This is a genomic window from Streptosporangium vulgare (assembly GCF_042428775.1).
Lineage (GTDB): Bacteria > Actinomycetota > Actinomycetes > Streptosporangiales > Streptosporangiaceae > Streptosporangium > Streptosporangium vulgare.
The window spans coordinates 36,924-50,060 of sequence record NZ_JBHMBS010000011.1; the positions used below are offsets into that span (position 1 = coordinate 36,924).

Sequence of the window (13,137 nt, forward strand, 5' to 3'; positions counted from 1 at the left end):
CCGTGCACCGGGAGTGGTGTCCGGGGCCCGGCCGAGGCCGGCGTACGGCGGGGGATGTACGGGTGACCTCCTCCTTACAGGGGTCGGCACCGCGGGTACGGTGACCTACCGTGGCAGAGGTGAGGACCCGGAGAACCGACGCGCTGGTCGCGGCCGGGGTGCTGTCGGGGATCGTCGGGGGCACCTACGGCGGGCTGTCCAGCTCGGGTTTCCCCGAGCGCCCGCTGGACACGCTCGGCCTGGCGCTGGTCACGGTGTCGTCGCTGGCGCTGGCGTTCCGGCGGAGCGCGCCCCTGCCGGTGGGAACGATCACCGTGGCCTGCGCGGTCGCCTACTACGCCTGGCGGTATCCGGGGATCTTCGCCGCCGCGCCCGCCCTGATGTCGATCTACACGGCGGCGGTCCTCGGGCGGCGCCGTCTCGCGGTCCGGCTCGCCGTCGCGATGGCCGTGGGGGTCTACGGCCTCATCGCGCTGGCCGACGTCGACCCCGCCCCCGACGGGGGTTTCACCCTGCTCAGCGGCTGGCTGGTGGCGATGGTGGTCTTCGGGGAGACGACGAGGAACCGCCGCGCGTACCTGAACGAGGTCGAGAGACGGGCGGCCGAGGCCGAGCGGACCCGCGAGGAGGCGGCGCTGCGCCGGGCCGACGAGGAGCGGCTGTGGATCGCCCAGGAACTGCACGACACCCTCACCCACAGCATCTCGGTCATCAACGTTCAGGCCTCCGTCGCCATGCAGCTGCTCGACCACGATCCCGCGCGGTCCCGCGAGGCACTGACCGCGGTCAAGGAGTCGGGGCGGGAGGCGATGCGGGAGCTCCGCGCCACGCTGGGCGTGCTGAGGCAGGCCGATCCCGACGGTCCCGAGGCGGGCCTCGCCCGGCTGCCCCGGCTGGTCGCCAGGGCGGAGGCGGTGGGGCTGCCGGTCAGGGTCCTCGTCGTCGGGGAGCGCCTGGACCTGCCCCCGGACGTCGACCGGACGGCCTACCGCATCGCGCAGGAGGCGTTCACCAACGTGCTCCGGCACGCGGGGCCCGCGTCGATCACGCTGACGACCGAGTACCGGCCCGGGACGGTCGTGCTGCGCGTCGAGGACGACGGGGAGAGCGCCACGGAGGTCACGAGATACGGAATGGGGCTGATCGGGATGCGCGAGCGCGCCGTCGCCGCCGGAGGATCGCTCACCGCGGGCCCGCGCCCGCAGGGCGGGTTCGCCGTCCGGGCCGAGCTGCCCCTGGCGGGGCGGCCGTGATCAGGGTGCTGCTCGCCGACGACCAGGCGCTGATCCGCGCGGGCTTCCGGGCCCTGCTCGACCTGGCCGAGGACATCACCGTCGTCGGCGAGGCGGGCAACGGCGTCGAGGCCGTCGAGATGTCCCGCGCGCTGCGGCCGGACGTGGCGCTGCTGGACGTCAGGATGCCGCTGCTGGACGGCATCCAGGCCACCAGGAGGATCGGCGCCGACCCCGAGCTCGACGCGGTGCGCGTGGTGATCCTGACCAACTACGCCCTCGACGAGTACGTCTTCGCCGCGCTGCGCGCCGGGGCCGGGGGCTTCCTGCTCAAGGACATCGAACCGGCCGAGCTGCTGAGGTCGGTCCGGGTGGCCGCCGCCGGTGACGCGCTGCTCTCGCCCTCCGTGACCCGGCGGCTGATCGAGGAGTACGTGTCCACCCCGCCCAGGCCCGTCGCGGGTCCCGGCCTGGAACGCCTGACCGGCCGCGAGCTGGAGATCCTGGCACTCGTCGCCACGGGCATGTCCAACGCGGAGATGGCCGGGCACCTGGCCATCAGCCACGCCACCGTCAAGACCCACGTCAGCCGGTCGATGACCAAGCTGGGGGCGCGCGACCGGGCCCAGCTCGTCGTCCTCGCCTACGAGTCGGGGCTGGTCACGCCCGGAGCAGCCGGGGTGTCCAGGGCGTCCGGGGTATCCGGGTCCCCTGGAACAACCGGGGCGTCCGGCGCGTCCGGAGGGCTCGGCACGTCTGGCACGCCTGGTCCGTCTGGTATGCCCGGCTCGTCATCCGGTGGGCACGCTTGAGGCACGCGCGTCACGCGCACAGCCGGACACGGACGCAGACACGGCCGCGTACGCGCAGCCGCGTGCCCGCGCGGGCCTGCCCCGCTCCCGCCCTCGCCTCGCGAGAACTCCGCGGGGTGGGAGCGGGAACGTGCCACGGCCGTCTCCGGCGACTCCCGGGAACCCCGGGCTCCTGGAGGACAGGGCCGGGGAGACGAGGGGCCTTAGCGGCGCGCGGGCTCGCGCTCCTCGACGGGCTCGTTGCCGCGCTCGGGGACGAACCGGTAACCGACGTTGCGGACCGTTCCGATCAGCGCCTCGTACTCGGCGCCGAGCTTGGCGCGGAGCCGCCGGACGTGGACGTCCACGGTGCGGGTGCCGCCGAAGTAGTCGTACCCCCAGACCTCCTGGAGGAGCTGGGCGCGGGTGAAGACCCTGCCGGGGTGCTGCGCCAGGTACTTCAGGAGCTCGAACTCCTTGAAGGTCAGATCCAGCGCGCGCCCGCGGAGCCTGGCGGTGTAGGTGGCCTCGTCGATCGAGAGGTCCCCGTTGCGGATCTCGTCCGGCACCTCCTCGGCGGCGGACAGGTGGAGCTTGCCCACGGCCATCCTGAGCCGCGCCTCGACCTCGGCGGGTCCGGCGGTGTCGAGGATGACGTCGTCGGTGCCCCACTCCGCGGTGAGCCCGGCGAGACCGCCCTCCGTGACGATCACCACCAGGGGACAGGCGACGCCCGTGGTGCGCAGCAGCCTGCACAGGCTCTTGGCCTGGACGAGCTCGCGGCGCGCGTCCACCAGGATCGCGTCGGCGGGCGGGGCGTCGAGCAGGGCGGATGCCTCCGCGGGCGCGACCCGTACCGAGTGCAGTAGTAGCCCCAGCGCCGGAAGCACCTCAGTTGAGGGCTCAAGGGCGTTGGTGAGCAGCAGGAGATTGCTCACGATGCCTCCTTCCCGCGTCATGTCGGCGATAGCCGTACAAACACGTAAGGACCCGGGGGCTACGTTGCCCAGGTCCCGTAGTAGGTGAGGATAACCCACAAGGGTTCAGCGTCCAGCGAACGTCCACCTGGTGAACACCCGTTCTCCATGTGAATTCGCCGTAATGGTGCGGTAACCCTACGTGTGCTTGGGGAGTTGATTCACTGATGGCGACGGTCATTGTCAGATATTGGGCAGCGGCGAAGGAAGCGGCGGGAATCGCGGAAGAGCGTTCCGAGGCCGCGACGCTTGCCGAGTTGATGACGAAAATCACATCGAACCGTGAAGGACTGGCCCGGGTCGTGAGCCGGTCATCGTTCCTGGTGGACGGGGATCCGGTGGGCAGGCGGCCCCACGAGACGATCATCCTGACGGACGGCGCGACGGTCGAGGTGCTCCCGCCCTTCGCGGGCGGCTGAGCGGGGCGGCCCCGGGAGAGGAACCCCGGGAGGGCGAACCGGAAGGCGGGCCCTAACAAGGTGAACCTGAACAAGCTGAACCCGAACAAGGTGGGCCTGGGGCGCGTGGGCGCTACCACCGGCGCGGCGTTTCGGACAGGATTACCAGGGGAGGTCACGCGAACGGCCACCCTCGGACCGGAGAACGAACAGGGAGTCGGATGCGCAAGCTGATCGGTTTTCTCCTCCTGCTCCTCGTTCTCGTGGTGATCCTCGACAGGGTCGCCGTCACGGGGGTCCAGCGCGAGATCGCCACGCAGGCCACGGCGAAGTACGACCTCTCGACCCCGCCCGAGGTCACGATCGAGGGCATCCCCTTCCTCACCCAGGCGATCGCCGGGCGCTACGAGGAGGTCAGGGTCGCCGCGGGCGCGATGACCATCTCGGGCATCCGGCTGTCGAGCGTCGACTTCACCCTGCGCGGTGTCACGGCCCCGCTGGCGGACCTGGTGCTCCGCCCCCAGCAGGTGGACATGCGCGCCGAGCGCGTGGAGGGGGCGGTGGTCGTCCCGGTGGAGACGCTCAACCAGAAGGCGCCGCGCGGGATCAAGGTCAATGTCGTGGGCGACGAGCTCAACGTCAGCGGGGAGATCACCGTGCTGGGACAGAAGGTGCCCGTGAAGGCGGCGCTGAAGGTCGAGATCGTCGAGGGCGGCCTGCAACTCGTCCCCGGGAAGGTGACCCTGGGCGGAGGCATCCCGGTGCCCGACCCCGAGCGGTTCATCAACTACCGCATCCCGATCGGGAAGCTGCCGTACAACCTCAAGCTCACCGAGGTCAAGGCCGTTCCCGAGGGGCTGCGCATCTCCGGCGAGGCCACCGACGTGCCCCTCCGAGGCTGAACGTGCCCCGTGCCTGAACCGGATCGTCCCGCCGTACGTCGTGAGGATGTGAGCCAAGCCGGAACCGCCGACGAGCAACTCGTCAGGGCGCTCTTCGACGAGCACGGCGGGCCACTCTACGGCTACGTGCTGCGGCTGACGGGCGACTCGGGGAGAGCGGAGGATGTCGTGCAGGAAACGTTGTTGCGGGCCTGGCGCCATCCCGACGCGTTCGCCGGCCGCTCCATCCGCGCGTGGCTGTTCACGGTGGCCCGCAACCTCGTCGTCGACCAGCACCGCGCGCGCAAGGCGCGTCCCCCGGAGACGGGCGACGAGGCGCTCGCCGTGGTGCCCGCCGACGACGAGCTGGAGCGGGCCGTCGAGTCGTGGGCGATCGCCGAGGCGCTGGCCGCGCTGCGGCCCGAGCACCGCGAGGTGCTGGCCGAGGTCTACTACCAGGGGAAATCCGTCAAGGAGGCCGCCGAGTCGCTCGGCATCCCCGCCGGAACGGTTAAATCGCGCACGTATTACGCGCTTCGGGCGCTCAGACTGGCGCTGGAGGAGCGGGGGCTCGCGCCATGATGATGACCTGTGACGAAGTACGGATGTCTCTCGGGGTCTACGTCCTCGGCGCCCTGGAGCCGGACGAGCGCGTGCTCGTCGAGGCCCATCTCGCCGAGTGCGCCGAGTGCCGGGCCGAGCTGGAGGAGCTGGCCGGGGTGACGACGTTCCTCGGCAGGGTGTCCGAGGGCGACGTGGCGCAGGTGGCGAGCCCGCCCACGGCGGTGCTCGACCGGCTGCTCAGCGCCAAGGTCAGGCGGCACCGTACGAACCGCCTGATGCTCTCGCTGGCCGCCTCGGTCCTGGTGGTCGGGCTCGGCGGCGGAACCCTGTGGACCGTCACCCAGAGCCAGGGCTCCCAGGAGGCCGCCCCGGCGTCGGCGACCCTGGCGGACAGGCCGGCCGTGGCGAGCGAGGACCGGGAGAACGCCCGGTCCTTGGCGGACCAGGCCGCGCCCGACGCCGACGCCGAGGTCAGTGCCAAGGTCAGTGCCTCCAGAACCCCGATGGCCGCCCCCACCCCGTCCTCGACGGGCGGCTTCGCACCGGAGACCTCCAGGTCCTCGGCGGACGACTCCATGCCGAAGACCTCCGGGTCCCCGCTGTCCAGCCCCGCACCGCCGGACGTCCTGCTCGCCCCGAGCGAGCTGCGGTTCGAGGGAGCGGACGGCACGGGCACGGTCCGCGCGGTGGTGACCGCGTCCGTGGGCGAGGGGGCGACCACGGTCAAGGTCATGCTCACCGGGGTGGCCAAGGGCACGCGCTGCCGGCTGGAGGTGATCGGGGAGGGCGGTCGCAGGGAGACGGCGGGCAACTGGGTCGTCAACAGGGCCGCCTACGACGAGTCGGGCGGCTTCGAGGGCACCACGACGATCCCGCCGGAGCGGATCACGTCGTTCGAGATCACCACCGCCGGGGGACGGGTGCTGCTCACGATCCCCGCCCCCTGAACCCGTTCCGGCGGGGTGGTGCGGGAATGGCGGGGCGGTGCGGGAATGGGCCGGGGCGCACGTCTGTTGTCGTGTTCCGTGATCGGTTCGACGGTGGTGGTCGTCACCCTCGTCCTCGCCACGCTCGTGGGCGTGGTCATGCGGCGGCGGAACGGCGTGGCGCGGGAGGTGAGGGGCGACGTGGAGCGGCTCACGTCCGGCGACATCCACGCGGAGCTGGGAGAGCGGGCCACGCTCGTGCAGTTCTCCACCTCCTTCTGCCAGCCGTGCCGGGCGACCCGGCGGATCCTCGGCGAGGTGGCCGGGATGGTCCCCGGCGTCGCGCACGTGGAGATCGACGCGGAGTCCCGCCTCGACCTGGTCCGATCACTGAACATCCTGCGCACCCCCACCGTCCTCGTCCTCGACGCGTCCGGCCGGGTCGTGAAGCGCGCCTCCGGTCAGCCGAGGAAAGCCGACGTCATCGGCGCGCTCGGTCTGGCGGTCGGCGAATGAGCGGGGCACCCTATCGCCCATTGAACGATCATGTCTCAGAAATTGGACAGGGATGTGACAGATGGCGGGACGCCGGGGTAATGTCGTGGACATGAACTCCACGACAGAGCTGCTCACCAAGCGGCGCGCGGTTGATTTCTGCCGCGTGACCACCGCTCTCTGTCGCGTTTCCTAAGGGCGATCTCAAGCGGCCGTCGAGCCGCACCGATCTGCACAACCCTTCAGGAGCATCAGGCGATGCAGGTTGATTCCCGAGCCCTCCGCTTCGCAGCGGCCGTCACCACCGTCGTGCTCGCACTCGTCCTCGTGACGGGCAGCGCATGGCTGCTGGCCGTGCAGGCCGTCGTGTTCGCACTGGGCATTCTCGGCACCTCGCCGTACGGGATGATTTTCAAAGGGATAGTGAAGAGCCCGCCGAAGGAGTTGGAGGACCCCGCCCCGCCGCGCTTCGCGCAGGGGGTCGGCCTCGCCTTCGCTCTGGTGGGTTTGGTCGGATACGTCGCACAGATCACGCCGTTGGCCCTCGGCGCCGTCGCAGCGGCCCTTTTCGCCGCCTTTCTCAACGCCGTTTTTGGTTTCTGTCTCGGCTGCGAGATGTTTTTGATCATTCGCCGTTTACTACCCGCCGCACGATGATCCTGGAGGATCAAAATGAGCCGCTCCGCCGTCCTGGTCGACGCTGACTGGGTCGAGGCCAACCTCGACACTCCCGGTGTCGTCCTCGTTGAAGTGGACGAGGACGCCAGCGCATACGACAAGGGCCACATCCGTGGTGCCGTGAAGGTCGACTGGAAGCAGGACCTGCAGGACCCGGTCCGCCGCGACTTCATCGACCGTGAGGGCTTCCAGGCGCTGCTGTCGTCCAGGGGCATCGCCAACGACGACACCGTGGTCCTCTACGGCGGCAACAACAACTGGTTCGCCGCCTACGCGTACTGGTACTTCAAGCTCTACGGCCACGAGAACATCAAGCTCCTCGACGGTGGCCGCAAGAAGTGGGAGCTCGAGTCCCGCGAGCTGGTCAAGGACGTCGTCGCCCGTCCCGAGACGAGCTACCAGGCCAAGGACCAGGACCTGTCCATCCGCGCCTTCCGTGACGACGTCGTCGCCGCGATCGGCAAGCTCAACCTGGTCGACGTGCGCTCGCCCGACGAGTTCTCCGGCAAGCTGCTCGCGCCCGCCCACCTCCCGCAGGAGGCGGCGCAGCGCGGCGGCCACGTTCCCACCGCCCGCAACATCCCCTGGTCGAAGACGGCCAACGACGACGGCACCTTCAAGACCGACGAGGACCTCAAGGCCCTCTACGAGGGCGAGGGTGTCGACTTCTCCAAGGACACCATCGCCTACTGCCGCATCGGGGAGCGCTCCGCGCACTCGTGGTTCGTCCTCCACGAGATCCTCGACCAGGCCAGCGTCAAGAACTACGACGGATCGTGGACCGAGTACGGCTCGCTCATCGGCGTGCCGATCGAACTGGGAGAGGCCCGATAATGACTCAGGGATGCGCAGCTCCGGAACAGACGGTCGCCCTTCCGGCCGGGATCGATCTTTCGAGCCAGGCCGTCATCCAGGGCGTGGTCTCGGGCGCGGGCACGGCATACGCCCGCCTGCTCGACCACGCGGGAGAGTTCACCGGTGAGGTCGTGGTGTCCGACGAGGGCATCTTCCGCTTCTTCGCCGCTCCCGGTGACTGGACCGTCCGCATCATCGCGGGCGGCGGGATCACCAAGGACATCCCGGCCCAGGCCCGCCTGGGTGAGGTCACCCAGCTCGCCGTGGCCGTCTGACCTTCCGGGACCGGACTCACCACAGCGGACCAGCGGGTTGACCGAACGGTACGAACAGCACAAGTAGGTAGTACGAAAAGCACGGACCAGCAGGGTGAAAGGACCGGCTCCCCTTCGGGAGGCCGGTCCTTTCCGTTGCGCGGGACACGCGGGAACGCGTCGGACAGTCCCCTCGCGTCGGACAGCCGCCCCTTCGCGTCGGACGGTCCCCGCGCGTCAGGCAGTCCTAATCAGTTCTGGGAGTAAGCCATCCGGCAGACTCCTGGTGGTAGGCCGCTGGCAGGTGAGCACTCGGATCTCCTGGACGTTGAGTCCTGGCGAAAGACCGTGCCCCTGCCGGTGGGACGGGAGAAGTGATCGCTGATGGGATGTCGTGCCCGCCTCGTAGGCGTGAGCACTGCGTGATTAGGTCGCCGATGGTTCTCCCGCGGGCTGCTGAAGGTGATCGGCATCGAGAACGGGAGGACCGTTGCGACTGTTTGTGGGCGATGACTGGGCCGAAGACCATCACGACGTGGAGGTGATGGACGGCTCCGGCCGTCGGCTGGCCAAGGCCCGGCTGCCCGAGGGGGTGGCCGGGATGGCCCGGTTGCACGCGCTGGTGGCACAGCTGTCGGGGGAAGAGATCGACGAGGCCGAGGTGCTGGTGGGCATCGAGACCGACCGCGGCCCGTGGGTGCGGGCGCTGGTCGCCGCCGGATACACCGTGCTGGCGGTCAACCCGCTGCAGGCCGCCCGGTTCCGCGACCGGCTCGGGGTCTCGGGCGCCAAGAGCGATGCCGGGGATGCGCACGTGCTGGCCGATATGGCCCGCACCCACGCCCACGAACTGCGCCCCGTGGCCGGCGACACCCCGCAGGCCGAGGCCGTCAAGGTCGTGGCCCGCATGCACAAGACACTGATCTGGGAACGCACGCGGCACACCCAAAGGTTGCGGCACGCGTTGCGCGACTACTTTCCCGCCGCGCTGGCGGCCTTCGACGACCTGGACGCCGCCGACGCCCGGGAACTGCTGGCCAAGGCGCCCACCCCGACCCAGGCTGCCCGGCTGACGATCGGGCAGATCAGCGCCGCGCTCAAGCGGGCCCGCCGCAAGAACGTCGCCGACAAGGCCACCGCGATCCAGGCCGCTCTGCGTGCCGATCACCTGGGCCAGCCCGAGGTCGTGACCGCCGCCTACGCCGCCTCCGTCCAGGCGCTGATCGCCGTCCTGGACGTGCTCAACGCCCAGGTCAAGACGTTGCAGGGGCAGGTGGAGGAGTATTTTGGGCAGCACCCGGCCGCTGAGATCGTCCTGTCCCAGCCCGGGCTGGGACCGGTTCTCGGTGCCCGGGTGCTCGCGGAGTTCGGCGACGACCCTGCGCGTTACGCCACCGCCAAGGCCCGTAAGAACTACGCCGGGACCTCCCCGATCACCCGCGCGTCCGGCAAGAAGAAGGTCGCCCTGGCCCGGTTCGTGCACAACGACCGGCTCATCGACGCCCTGCTCACCCAGGCGTTCAGCTCCTTGAGGCTCTCGCCCGGCGCGCGTGCCTATTACGACCGGCAGCGGGCCCGCGGCTGCGGCCACAACGCCGCCCTGCGCCAGCTCGCCAATCGCCTCGTCGGCATCCTGCACGGCTGCCTCAAGACCGGCACGCTCTACCACGAGGCAACCGCCTGGTCGCATCACGCGGAGTCGCTTGCGGCTTGACATCTAAGCTCCTGGGATGTCTTTCGCGTTGGACAATCCCTTTCACGTCGGACAGTCTCCCCGCGTCAGACCGTGAGACGGTCCGCCAGGCGGTTCTCGACACGATCGAGGGCGTCGACGTGGTCGGGCACCGGGGACATCGCCGCCGCCAGACGCAGGTGCGGCAGGGCTTCGGCGAGACGGTTGGCGCGTTCGAGGGTCCGGCCGAGCAGGAACCGGGCGTAGTGGTCGCCGGGGGTGCGCTCCAGAAGCGACTCCAGGGTCTCCCTCGCCCTGCCGAGCTGGGCCGAGCCGAAGTAGGCGCGGGCCGCCAGCAGCCGGACGGCGGGATCGTCGCCGTGATCGGCCAGCAGCGGACGCAGGATCCACAGGGCGCCGAGGGGGTCCCGGGCGTCCAGCAGCGCCTCGGCCTGGCGCAGCCACCTCACCTCGTCGGGGAGTTCCCGCCGAGGGGCGGCGTGCCGTACCAGGTCGGCGAGGACCTCGGCCGGTTGCGCGCCCGAGACCATCGTGTCGCCGACCGCGAAGGTCGGCGAGGTGGCGACGCCCTCGGCCTTGCCGCGCAACAGCTCGGAGCGGACCTCGTCCGCGCCGTCGCCCCGGTCGAGCGCCTCGGCCATGCCGTCCAGACCGGCCTCGGCGGCGAGCGCGACCAGGGTGGCGCGGTCCCCGATGTCGGAGCCCTCGACGAAGTGGGCGCGCAGGATCCGCTCCACGACCGCGTCCTGGAGCGCGGCGCCTCCCCGCCCGTAGGCGAGGGCGACGACCCGGTGGGCGTCGAACGTGTTCGCCCGCCACACGGCGCCCCTCGGCCGGTCGCCGTCTTCGAGCCGCCCCTCCGCCGGGGGCGGCGCCGGGTGGAGGGCTCGCAGAGCGCCCTCGGCGACCGGGTCGCGAAGCTCCTCCTCCAGCGGCTCCGACGGCACCGGAGCCATCGGGTCGATGACGTACGGGCGCCAGACGATCTCCACGTCCTCGCCGAGTCGCGCCTGCTCCAGGCGTCGCCTGCCGACGTAGGCCCACGCGCAGGCCAGGTCGGCCCAGACTTCCATGCGCTTCATTGCCGCTGCAACAAACGGATCCGGCCGTTTATTCGACGGGCCCGCCGACCTCGATCGATCCGGGGTGACGAGCGCGCGGAACCCGGGGCGGCCGCCGTCTCGGCGCCCTCGACCTGGCGGGAATCCGGCCGAGCTCACGACGGCCGACGGAACCGGCGGGAGGCGGGGGAAGCGGTGTTCCGCCGGTCCCGCCGGTCGGGCTGCGCTCCGTCGGGGGAATCGTTAGCATGCGTCGGGTGCCTGAAACGCCTGTTATGCCCGCACAGTCGCCGGCAGTCGGCCGGAGGTCCGCCTCGCTCTCCGCGGCCTCGCTGCCCATGCACACGCTCAGGATCTTCGGCGCCTGCGCCCTGTCGCTGATCCTCTGGTTCTCGGCGGGCCGGGTGGTCCGTGCGCTGCTGATGGTGGCCGCCAGCGAGGTCTCCCACGGTGACTACCGGCAGGTGCGGCTCGTCATCACGATGTTCGTCTTCACGCTGATCGTGCTGAACGAGCTCGTGATCATGGTCGGCATGCTGCACTCGGTGCGCGGGGCGCTGCGGGAGATCCGGGCGCGGCGGGAGGGGGGCGAGGCGGACGAGAGCATGTTCGGCGCGCTGAACCGCGCCACGCTGGTCTTCGCCACCATCTACCTCGCCTGGAGCTTCCAGAACGCGGACGCCAGGGAGTTCATCGGGGTCGACACCGCCAGGCGGGTCGACCAGGACTTCGCGTCGAGTCTCGCGGGGAACGGGGTGGAGGGCGGCACCGGGCTCTCCACGCTGGACGTACGGGTCTCACTGGGGGTCGCCGTGGTCGCGTACCTTCTCAAGGCGCTGTTCGGCTGGTGGCACGTGAACGGCAAGGTCAAAGGCAGCGGCGTGTTCGCGACCTTCTTCGAGCTGGCCTTCGCCTTCTACAGCCTCAACGCCCTGTTCGCCTTCGCCGAGGCGCGGGCGGACTGGCTGGACCACCGGGTCGCCGTGACGACGGTCAAGGACTGGGCCGAGGCGGCGGGCGAGGCCGTGCCGTGGTGGAAGACCTTCTGGGACGCGGTCGGGGACGTCTGGCCCCATGTGATCGACGGTCTGGTCGTCCCGCTCACCTGGCTGACGGTCGCCTCGCTCGTCTACGGAGCCTTCGCCGAGGACACCCGGGCCGTCGTGCGGGGGACCAGGCTCGACAACGTGGCCACCCGGATGGAGCGGACGCACAACCTCACCCAGACCACGATGACCCGCGCCACGGCCGGGTTCCAGGAGCGCTGGGTTCCCCCGATGAACGCCTTCCGGCTCGCCGTCCGGGGCGGTCCCGCGCTGTTCGGTCTCTTCTGTCTCGGTTATGTCGGGATCAGGGTGGTCACCGACTACGCGGATCGGGGCGTGCGGACGCTGATCGGCAACGAGGACCCGTTCGTCTGGCTCGCGCTGGGCGGGCCGGTGTCCTTCGTCAGGGAACTGGTGGTGCTGACGCTGACCGTCTGCCTGCTGGCGGCCACGTTCGACATCGCGGCCACCCGCAGTCGTGAGGCGGGGGAGACGCTCACCGCCTGAAGCGCAGCACCTGGTCCTGGGCGGGGTCCTTCTGCTTCGCGGCGTTCTTGAAGATGTCCTTCACGGACTCGTCCTCCACGACGTGGTACGTCGCGGGGCGGACGTAGACCTCGACCTGCCCGGCCAGCTTCCTGGGCACCACGCCGACCATGTTGTAGGAGTAGGCGGTACCGACCTTGTGGTCCTTGGCCTCTTCCGGGAGGTCGTTGCTCTCGGGGAGGACCTTCCACACGCGGCCGTCGGAGTGCCGCACCTCGACCTGGGGCTCACCGCGCAGGCTGACGCCCTCGGCGTCCAGCGCGGTCCTCGTCACCTTGATCTTCAGCCACTGGCGGTCGGCCGGGAGGGGCTTCTGGCCGGGCAGGCTGTCCACCTGCTCGACCGAGGCCTTCCACGACACGTGCATCAGCGTCATGGCGGCTCCCGGCGCGACGGTGTGGATCCTGTCGGCGGGGTTGCCGGTCCTGTAGACGGTGTAGCCGCTCCACGCGGAGACAGCGAGGCCGAGTCCCACGGCCACGATCGCCCCGCCGGCCCGCAGCACCGTACGGCGACTCCTCGCCGGCGAGGTCTCCTCCGTGGCCGCCGCGGTCTCCGGCGGGGGGCGTTCCCCGGGCGGGGTGTCGGCGGGTGCGACGGCGGGGGTGGCCGCGACCGTCCCGGTTCCGGCGGCGGAGGGCCTGGGCAGCGGGGGGCCGGGGACGGAGGGGAACGGCTGGGTCGAGGCTCCCGGTGGCTCTTCCGCCGGTTCTTCCACGGGCGGTTTCGGGGGCCAGACC

15 protein-coding genes and 1 pseudogene are annotated in these 13,137 nt (G+C 70.7%); 13 read left to right on the plus strand and 3 right to left on the minus strand.

The genetic code is table 11. The features are described 5' to 3' along the window. The first annotated feature begins 119 nt into the window (after nucleotides 1-119). The gene (locus ACFFRH_RS23020) at nucleotides 120-1,253 is read left to right on the plus strand and encodes a sensor histidine kinase (protein WP_386159469.1); all 1,134 of its coding nucleotides are present in this window, start codon (nucleotides 120-122) and stop codon (nucleotides 1,251-1,253) included. Beyond that, nucleotides 1,250-1,903, plus strand: a pseudogene (locus tag ACFFRH_RS23025) (response regulator); the annotation flags it as partial. The gene ACFFRH_RS23020 and the pseudogene ACFFRH_RS23025, both read left to right, overlap by 4 nt. Nucleotides 1,904-2,247: 344 nt before the next feature. Here the strand turns inward: ACFFRH_RS23025 and ACFFRH_RS23030 are convergent. Beyond that, nucleotides 2,248-2,961 (minus strand): winged helix-turn-helix transcriptional regulator, encoded by a 714-nt coding sequence (locus ACFFRH_RS23030; protein ID WP_344746945.1) that lies wholly within the window; start codon nucleotides 2,959-2,961, stop codon nucleotides 2,248-2,250. Nucleotides 2,962-3,167: 206 nt separating this feature from the next. On the opposite strand from ACFFRH_RS23030, the gene ACFFRH_RS23035 reads away from it, so the two are divergent. The 10 genes from ACFFRH_RS23035 (at nucleotide 3,168) to ACFFRH_RS23080 (ending at nucleotide 9,765) form a co-directional block, all read left to right on the plus strand. Next, complete coding sequence (locus tag ACFFRH_RS23035) at nucleotides 3,168-3,419, plus strand: MoaD/ThiS family protein (protein ID WP_344746944.1); 252 nt, start codon at nucleotides 3,168-3,170, stop codon at nucleotides 3,417-3,419. 200 nt (nucleotides 3,420-3,619) lie between these two features. Beyond that, nucleotides 3,620-4,300, plus strand: coding sequence for an LmeA family phospholipid-binding protein (locus tag ACFFRH_RS23040; protein ID WP_344746943.1), 681 nt, complete (start codon nucleotides 3,620-3,622; stop codon nucleotides 4,298-4,300). 48 nt (nucleotides 4,301-4,348) lie between these two features. Next, nucleotides 4,349-4,861 (plus strand): sigma-70 family RNA polymerase sigma factor, encoded by a 513-nt coding sequence (locus ACFFRH_RS23045; protein WP_344746942.1) that lies wholly within the window; start codon nucleotides 4,349-4,351, stop codon nucleotides 4,859-4,861. A gap of 2 nt (nucleotides 4,862-4,863) precedes the next feature. Beyond that, nucleotides 4,864-5,790, plus strand: coding sequence for an anti-sigma factor family protein (locus tag ACFFRH_RS23050; RefSeq protein ID WP_386159726.1), 927 nt, complete (start codon nucleotides 4,864-4,866; stop codon nucleotides 5,788-5,790). Between the two features lie 138 nt (nucleotides 5,791-5,928). Further along, nucleotides 5,929-6,285, plus strand: coding sequence for a TlpA family protein disulfide reductase (locus ACFFRH_RS23055; protein ID WP_344746955.1), 357 nt, complete (start codon nucleotides 5,929-5,931; stop codon nucleotides 6,283-6,285). 91 nt (nucleotides 6,286-6,376) lie between these two features. Continuing rightward, nucleotides 6,377-6,460 (plus strand): putative leader peptide, encoded by an 84-nt coding sequence (locus tag ACFFRH_RS23060; protein WP_350969279.1) that lies wholly within the window; start codon nucleotides 6,377-6,379, stop codon nucleotides 6,458-6,460. Between the two features lie 62 nt (nucleotides 6,461-6,522). Then, complete coding sequence (locus tag ACFFRH_RS23065; protein WP_344746940.1) at nucleotides 6,523-6,921, plus strand: DUF4395 domain-containing protein; 399 nt, start codon at nucleotides 6,523-6,525, stop codon at nucleotides 6,919-6,921. 15 nt (nucleotides 6,922-6,936) lie between these two features. Then, nucleotides 6,937-7,776 carry a sulfurtransferase gene (locus ACFFRH_RS23070; RefSeq protein WP_344746939.1) on the plus strand — a complete coding sequence of 280 codons (840 nt, stop codon included), beginning with the start codon at nucleotides 6,937-6,939 and terminating at the stop codon, nucleotides 7,774-7,776. Beyond that, nucleotides 7,776-8,072, plus strand: coding sequence for a DUF1416 domain-containing protein (locus ACFFRH_RS23075; protein ID WP_344746938.1), 297 nt, complete (start codon nucleotides 7,776-7,778; stop codon nucleotides 8,070-8,072). The genes ACFFRH_RS23070 and ACFFRH_RS23075 overlap by 1 nt, the downstream gene beginning before the upstream one ends. A gap of 469 nt (nucleotides 8,073-8,541) precedes the next feature. After that, a complete protein-coding gene (locus ACFFRH_RS23080; RefSeq protein WP_425581788.1) occupies nucleotides 8,542-9,765 on the plus strand; it encodes an IS110 family RNA-guided transposase in 1,224 nt (407 codons plus the stop codon). A gap of 65 nt (nucleotides 9,766-9,830) precedes the next feature. Here ACFFRH_RS23080 and ACFFRH_RS23085 read toward each other — a convergent pair whose 3' ends face one another. After that, nucleotides 9,831-10,817 carry a DsbA family protein gene (locus ACFFRH_RS23085; protein ID WP_386159475.1) on the minus strand — a complete coding sequence of 329 codons (987 nt, stop codon included), beginning with the start codon at nucleotides 10,815-10,817 and terminating at the stop codon, nucleotides 9,831-9,833. A 263-nt stretch (nucleotides 10,818-11,080) separates the two neighbouring features. Between ACFFRH_RS23085 and ACFFRH_RS23090 the strand changes: the two genes are divergently transcribed. Then, nucleotides 11,081-12,358: a hypothetical protein gene (locus ACFFRH_RS23090; RefSeq protein WP_386159478.1), complete on the plus strand. Its 1,278-nt coding sequence runs from the start codon at nucleotides 11,081-11,083 to the stop codon at nucleotides 12,356-12,358. Here the strand turns inward: ACFFRH_RS23090 and ACFFRH_RS23095 are convergent. After that, complete coding sequence (locus ACFFRH_RS23095) at nucleotides 12,348-13,115, minus strand: hypothetical protein (RefSeq protein WP_386159481.1); 768 nt, start codon at nucleotides 13,113-13,115, stop codon at nucleotides 12,348-12,350. The two genes, ACFFRH_RS23090 and ACFFRH_RS23095, sit on opposite strands and share 11 nt — an antisense overlap. Nucleotides 13,116-13,137 lie beyond the last annotated feature (22 nt).

Coding starts and splice junctions, on each gene's coding strand:
- ACFFRH_RS23055 (WP_344746955.1), top strand. CDS start 5,929: ATGCGGCGGCGGAACGGCGTGGCGCGGGAGGTGAGGGGCGACGTGGAG.
- ACFFRH_RS23085 (WP_386159475.1), bottom strand. CDS start 10,817: ATGGAAGTCTGGGCCGACCTGGCCTGCGCGTGGGCCTACGTCGGCAGG.
- ACFFRH_RS23050 (WP_386159726.1), top strand. CDS start 4,864: ATGACCTGTGACGAAGTACGGATGTCTCTCGGGGTCTACGTCCTCGGC.
- ACFFRH_RS23040 (WP_344746943.1), top strand. CDS start 3,620: ATGCGCAAGCTGATCGGTTTTCTCCTCCTGCTCCTCGTTCTCGTGGTG.
- ACFFRH_RS23060 (WP_350969279.1), top strand. CDS start 6,377: ATGAACTCCACGACAGAGCTGCTCACCAAGCGGCGCGCGGTTGATTTC.
- ACFFRH_RS23090 (WP_386159478.1), top strand. CDS start 11,081: ATGCCCGCACAGTCGCCGGCAGTCGGCCGGAGGTCCGCCTCGCTCTCC.
- ACFFRH_RS23075 (WP_344746938.1), top strand. CDS start 7,776: ATGACTCAGGGATGCGCAGCTCCGGAACAGACGGTCGCCCTTCCGGCC.
- ACFFRH_RS23035 (WP_344746944.1), top strand. CDS start 3,168: ATGGCGACGGTCATTGTCAGATATTGGGCAGCGGCGAAGGAAGCGGCG.
- ACFFRH_RS23070 (WP_344746939.1), top strand. CDS start 6,937: ATGAGCCGCTCCGCCGTCCTGGTCGACGCTGACTGGGTCGAGGCCAAC.
- ACFFRH_RS23065 (WP_344746940.1), top strand. CDS start 6,523: ATGCAGGTTGATTCCCGAGCCCTCCGCTTCGCAGCGGCCGTCACCACC.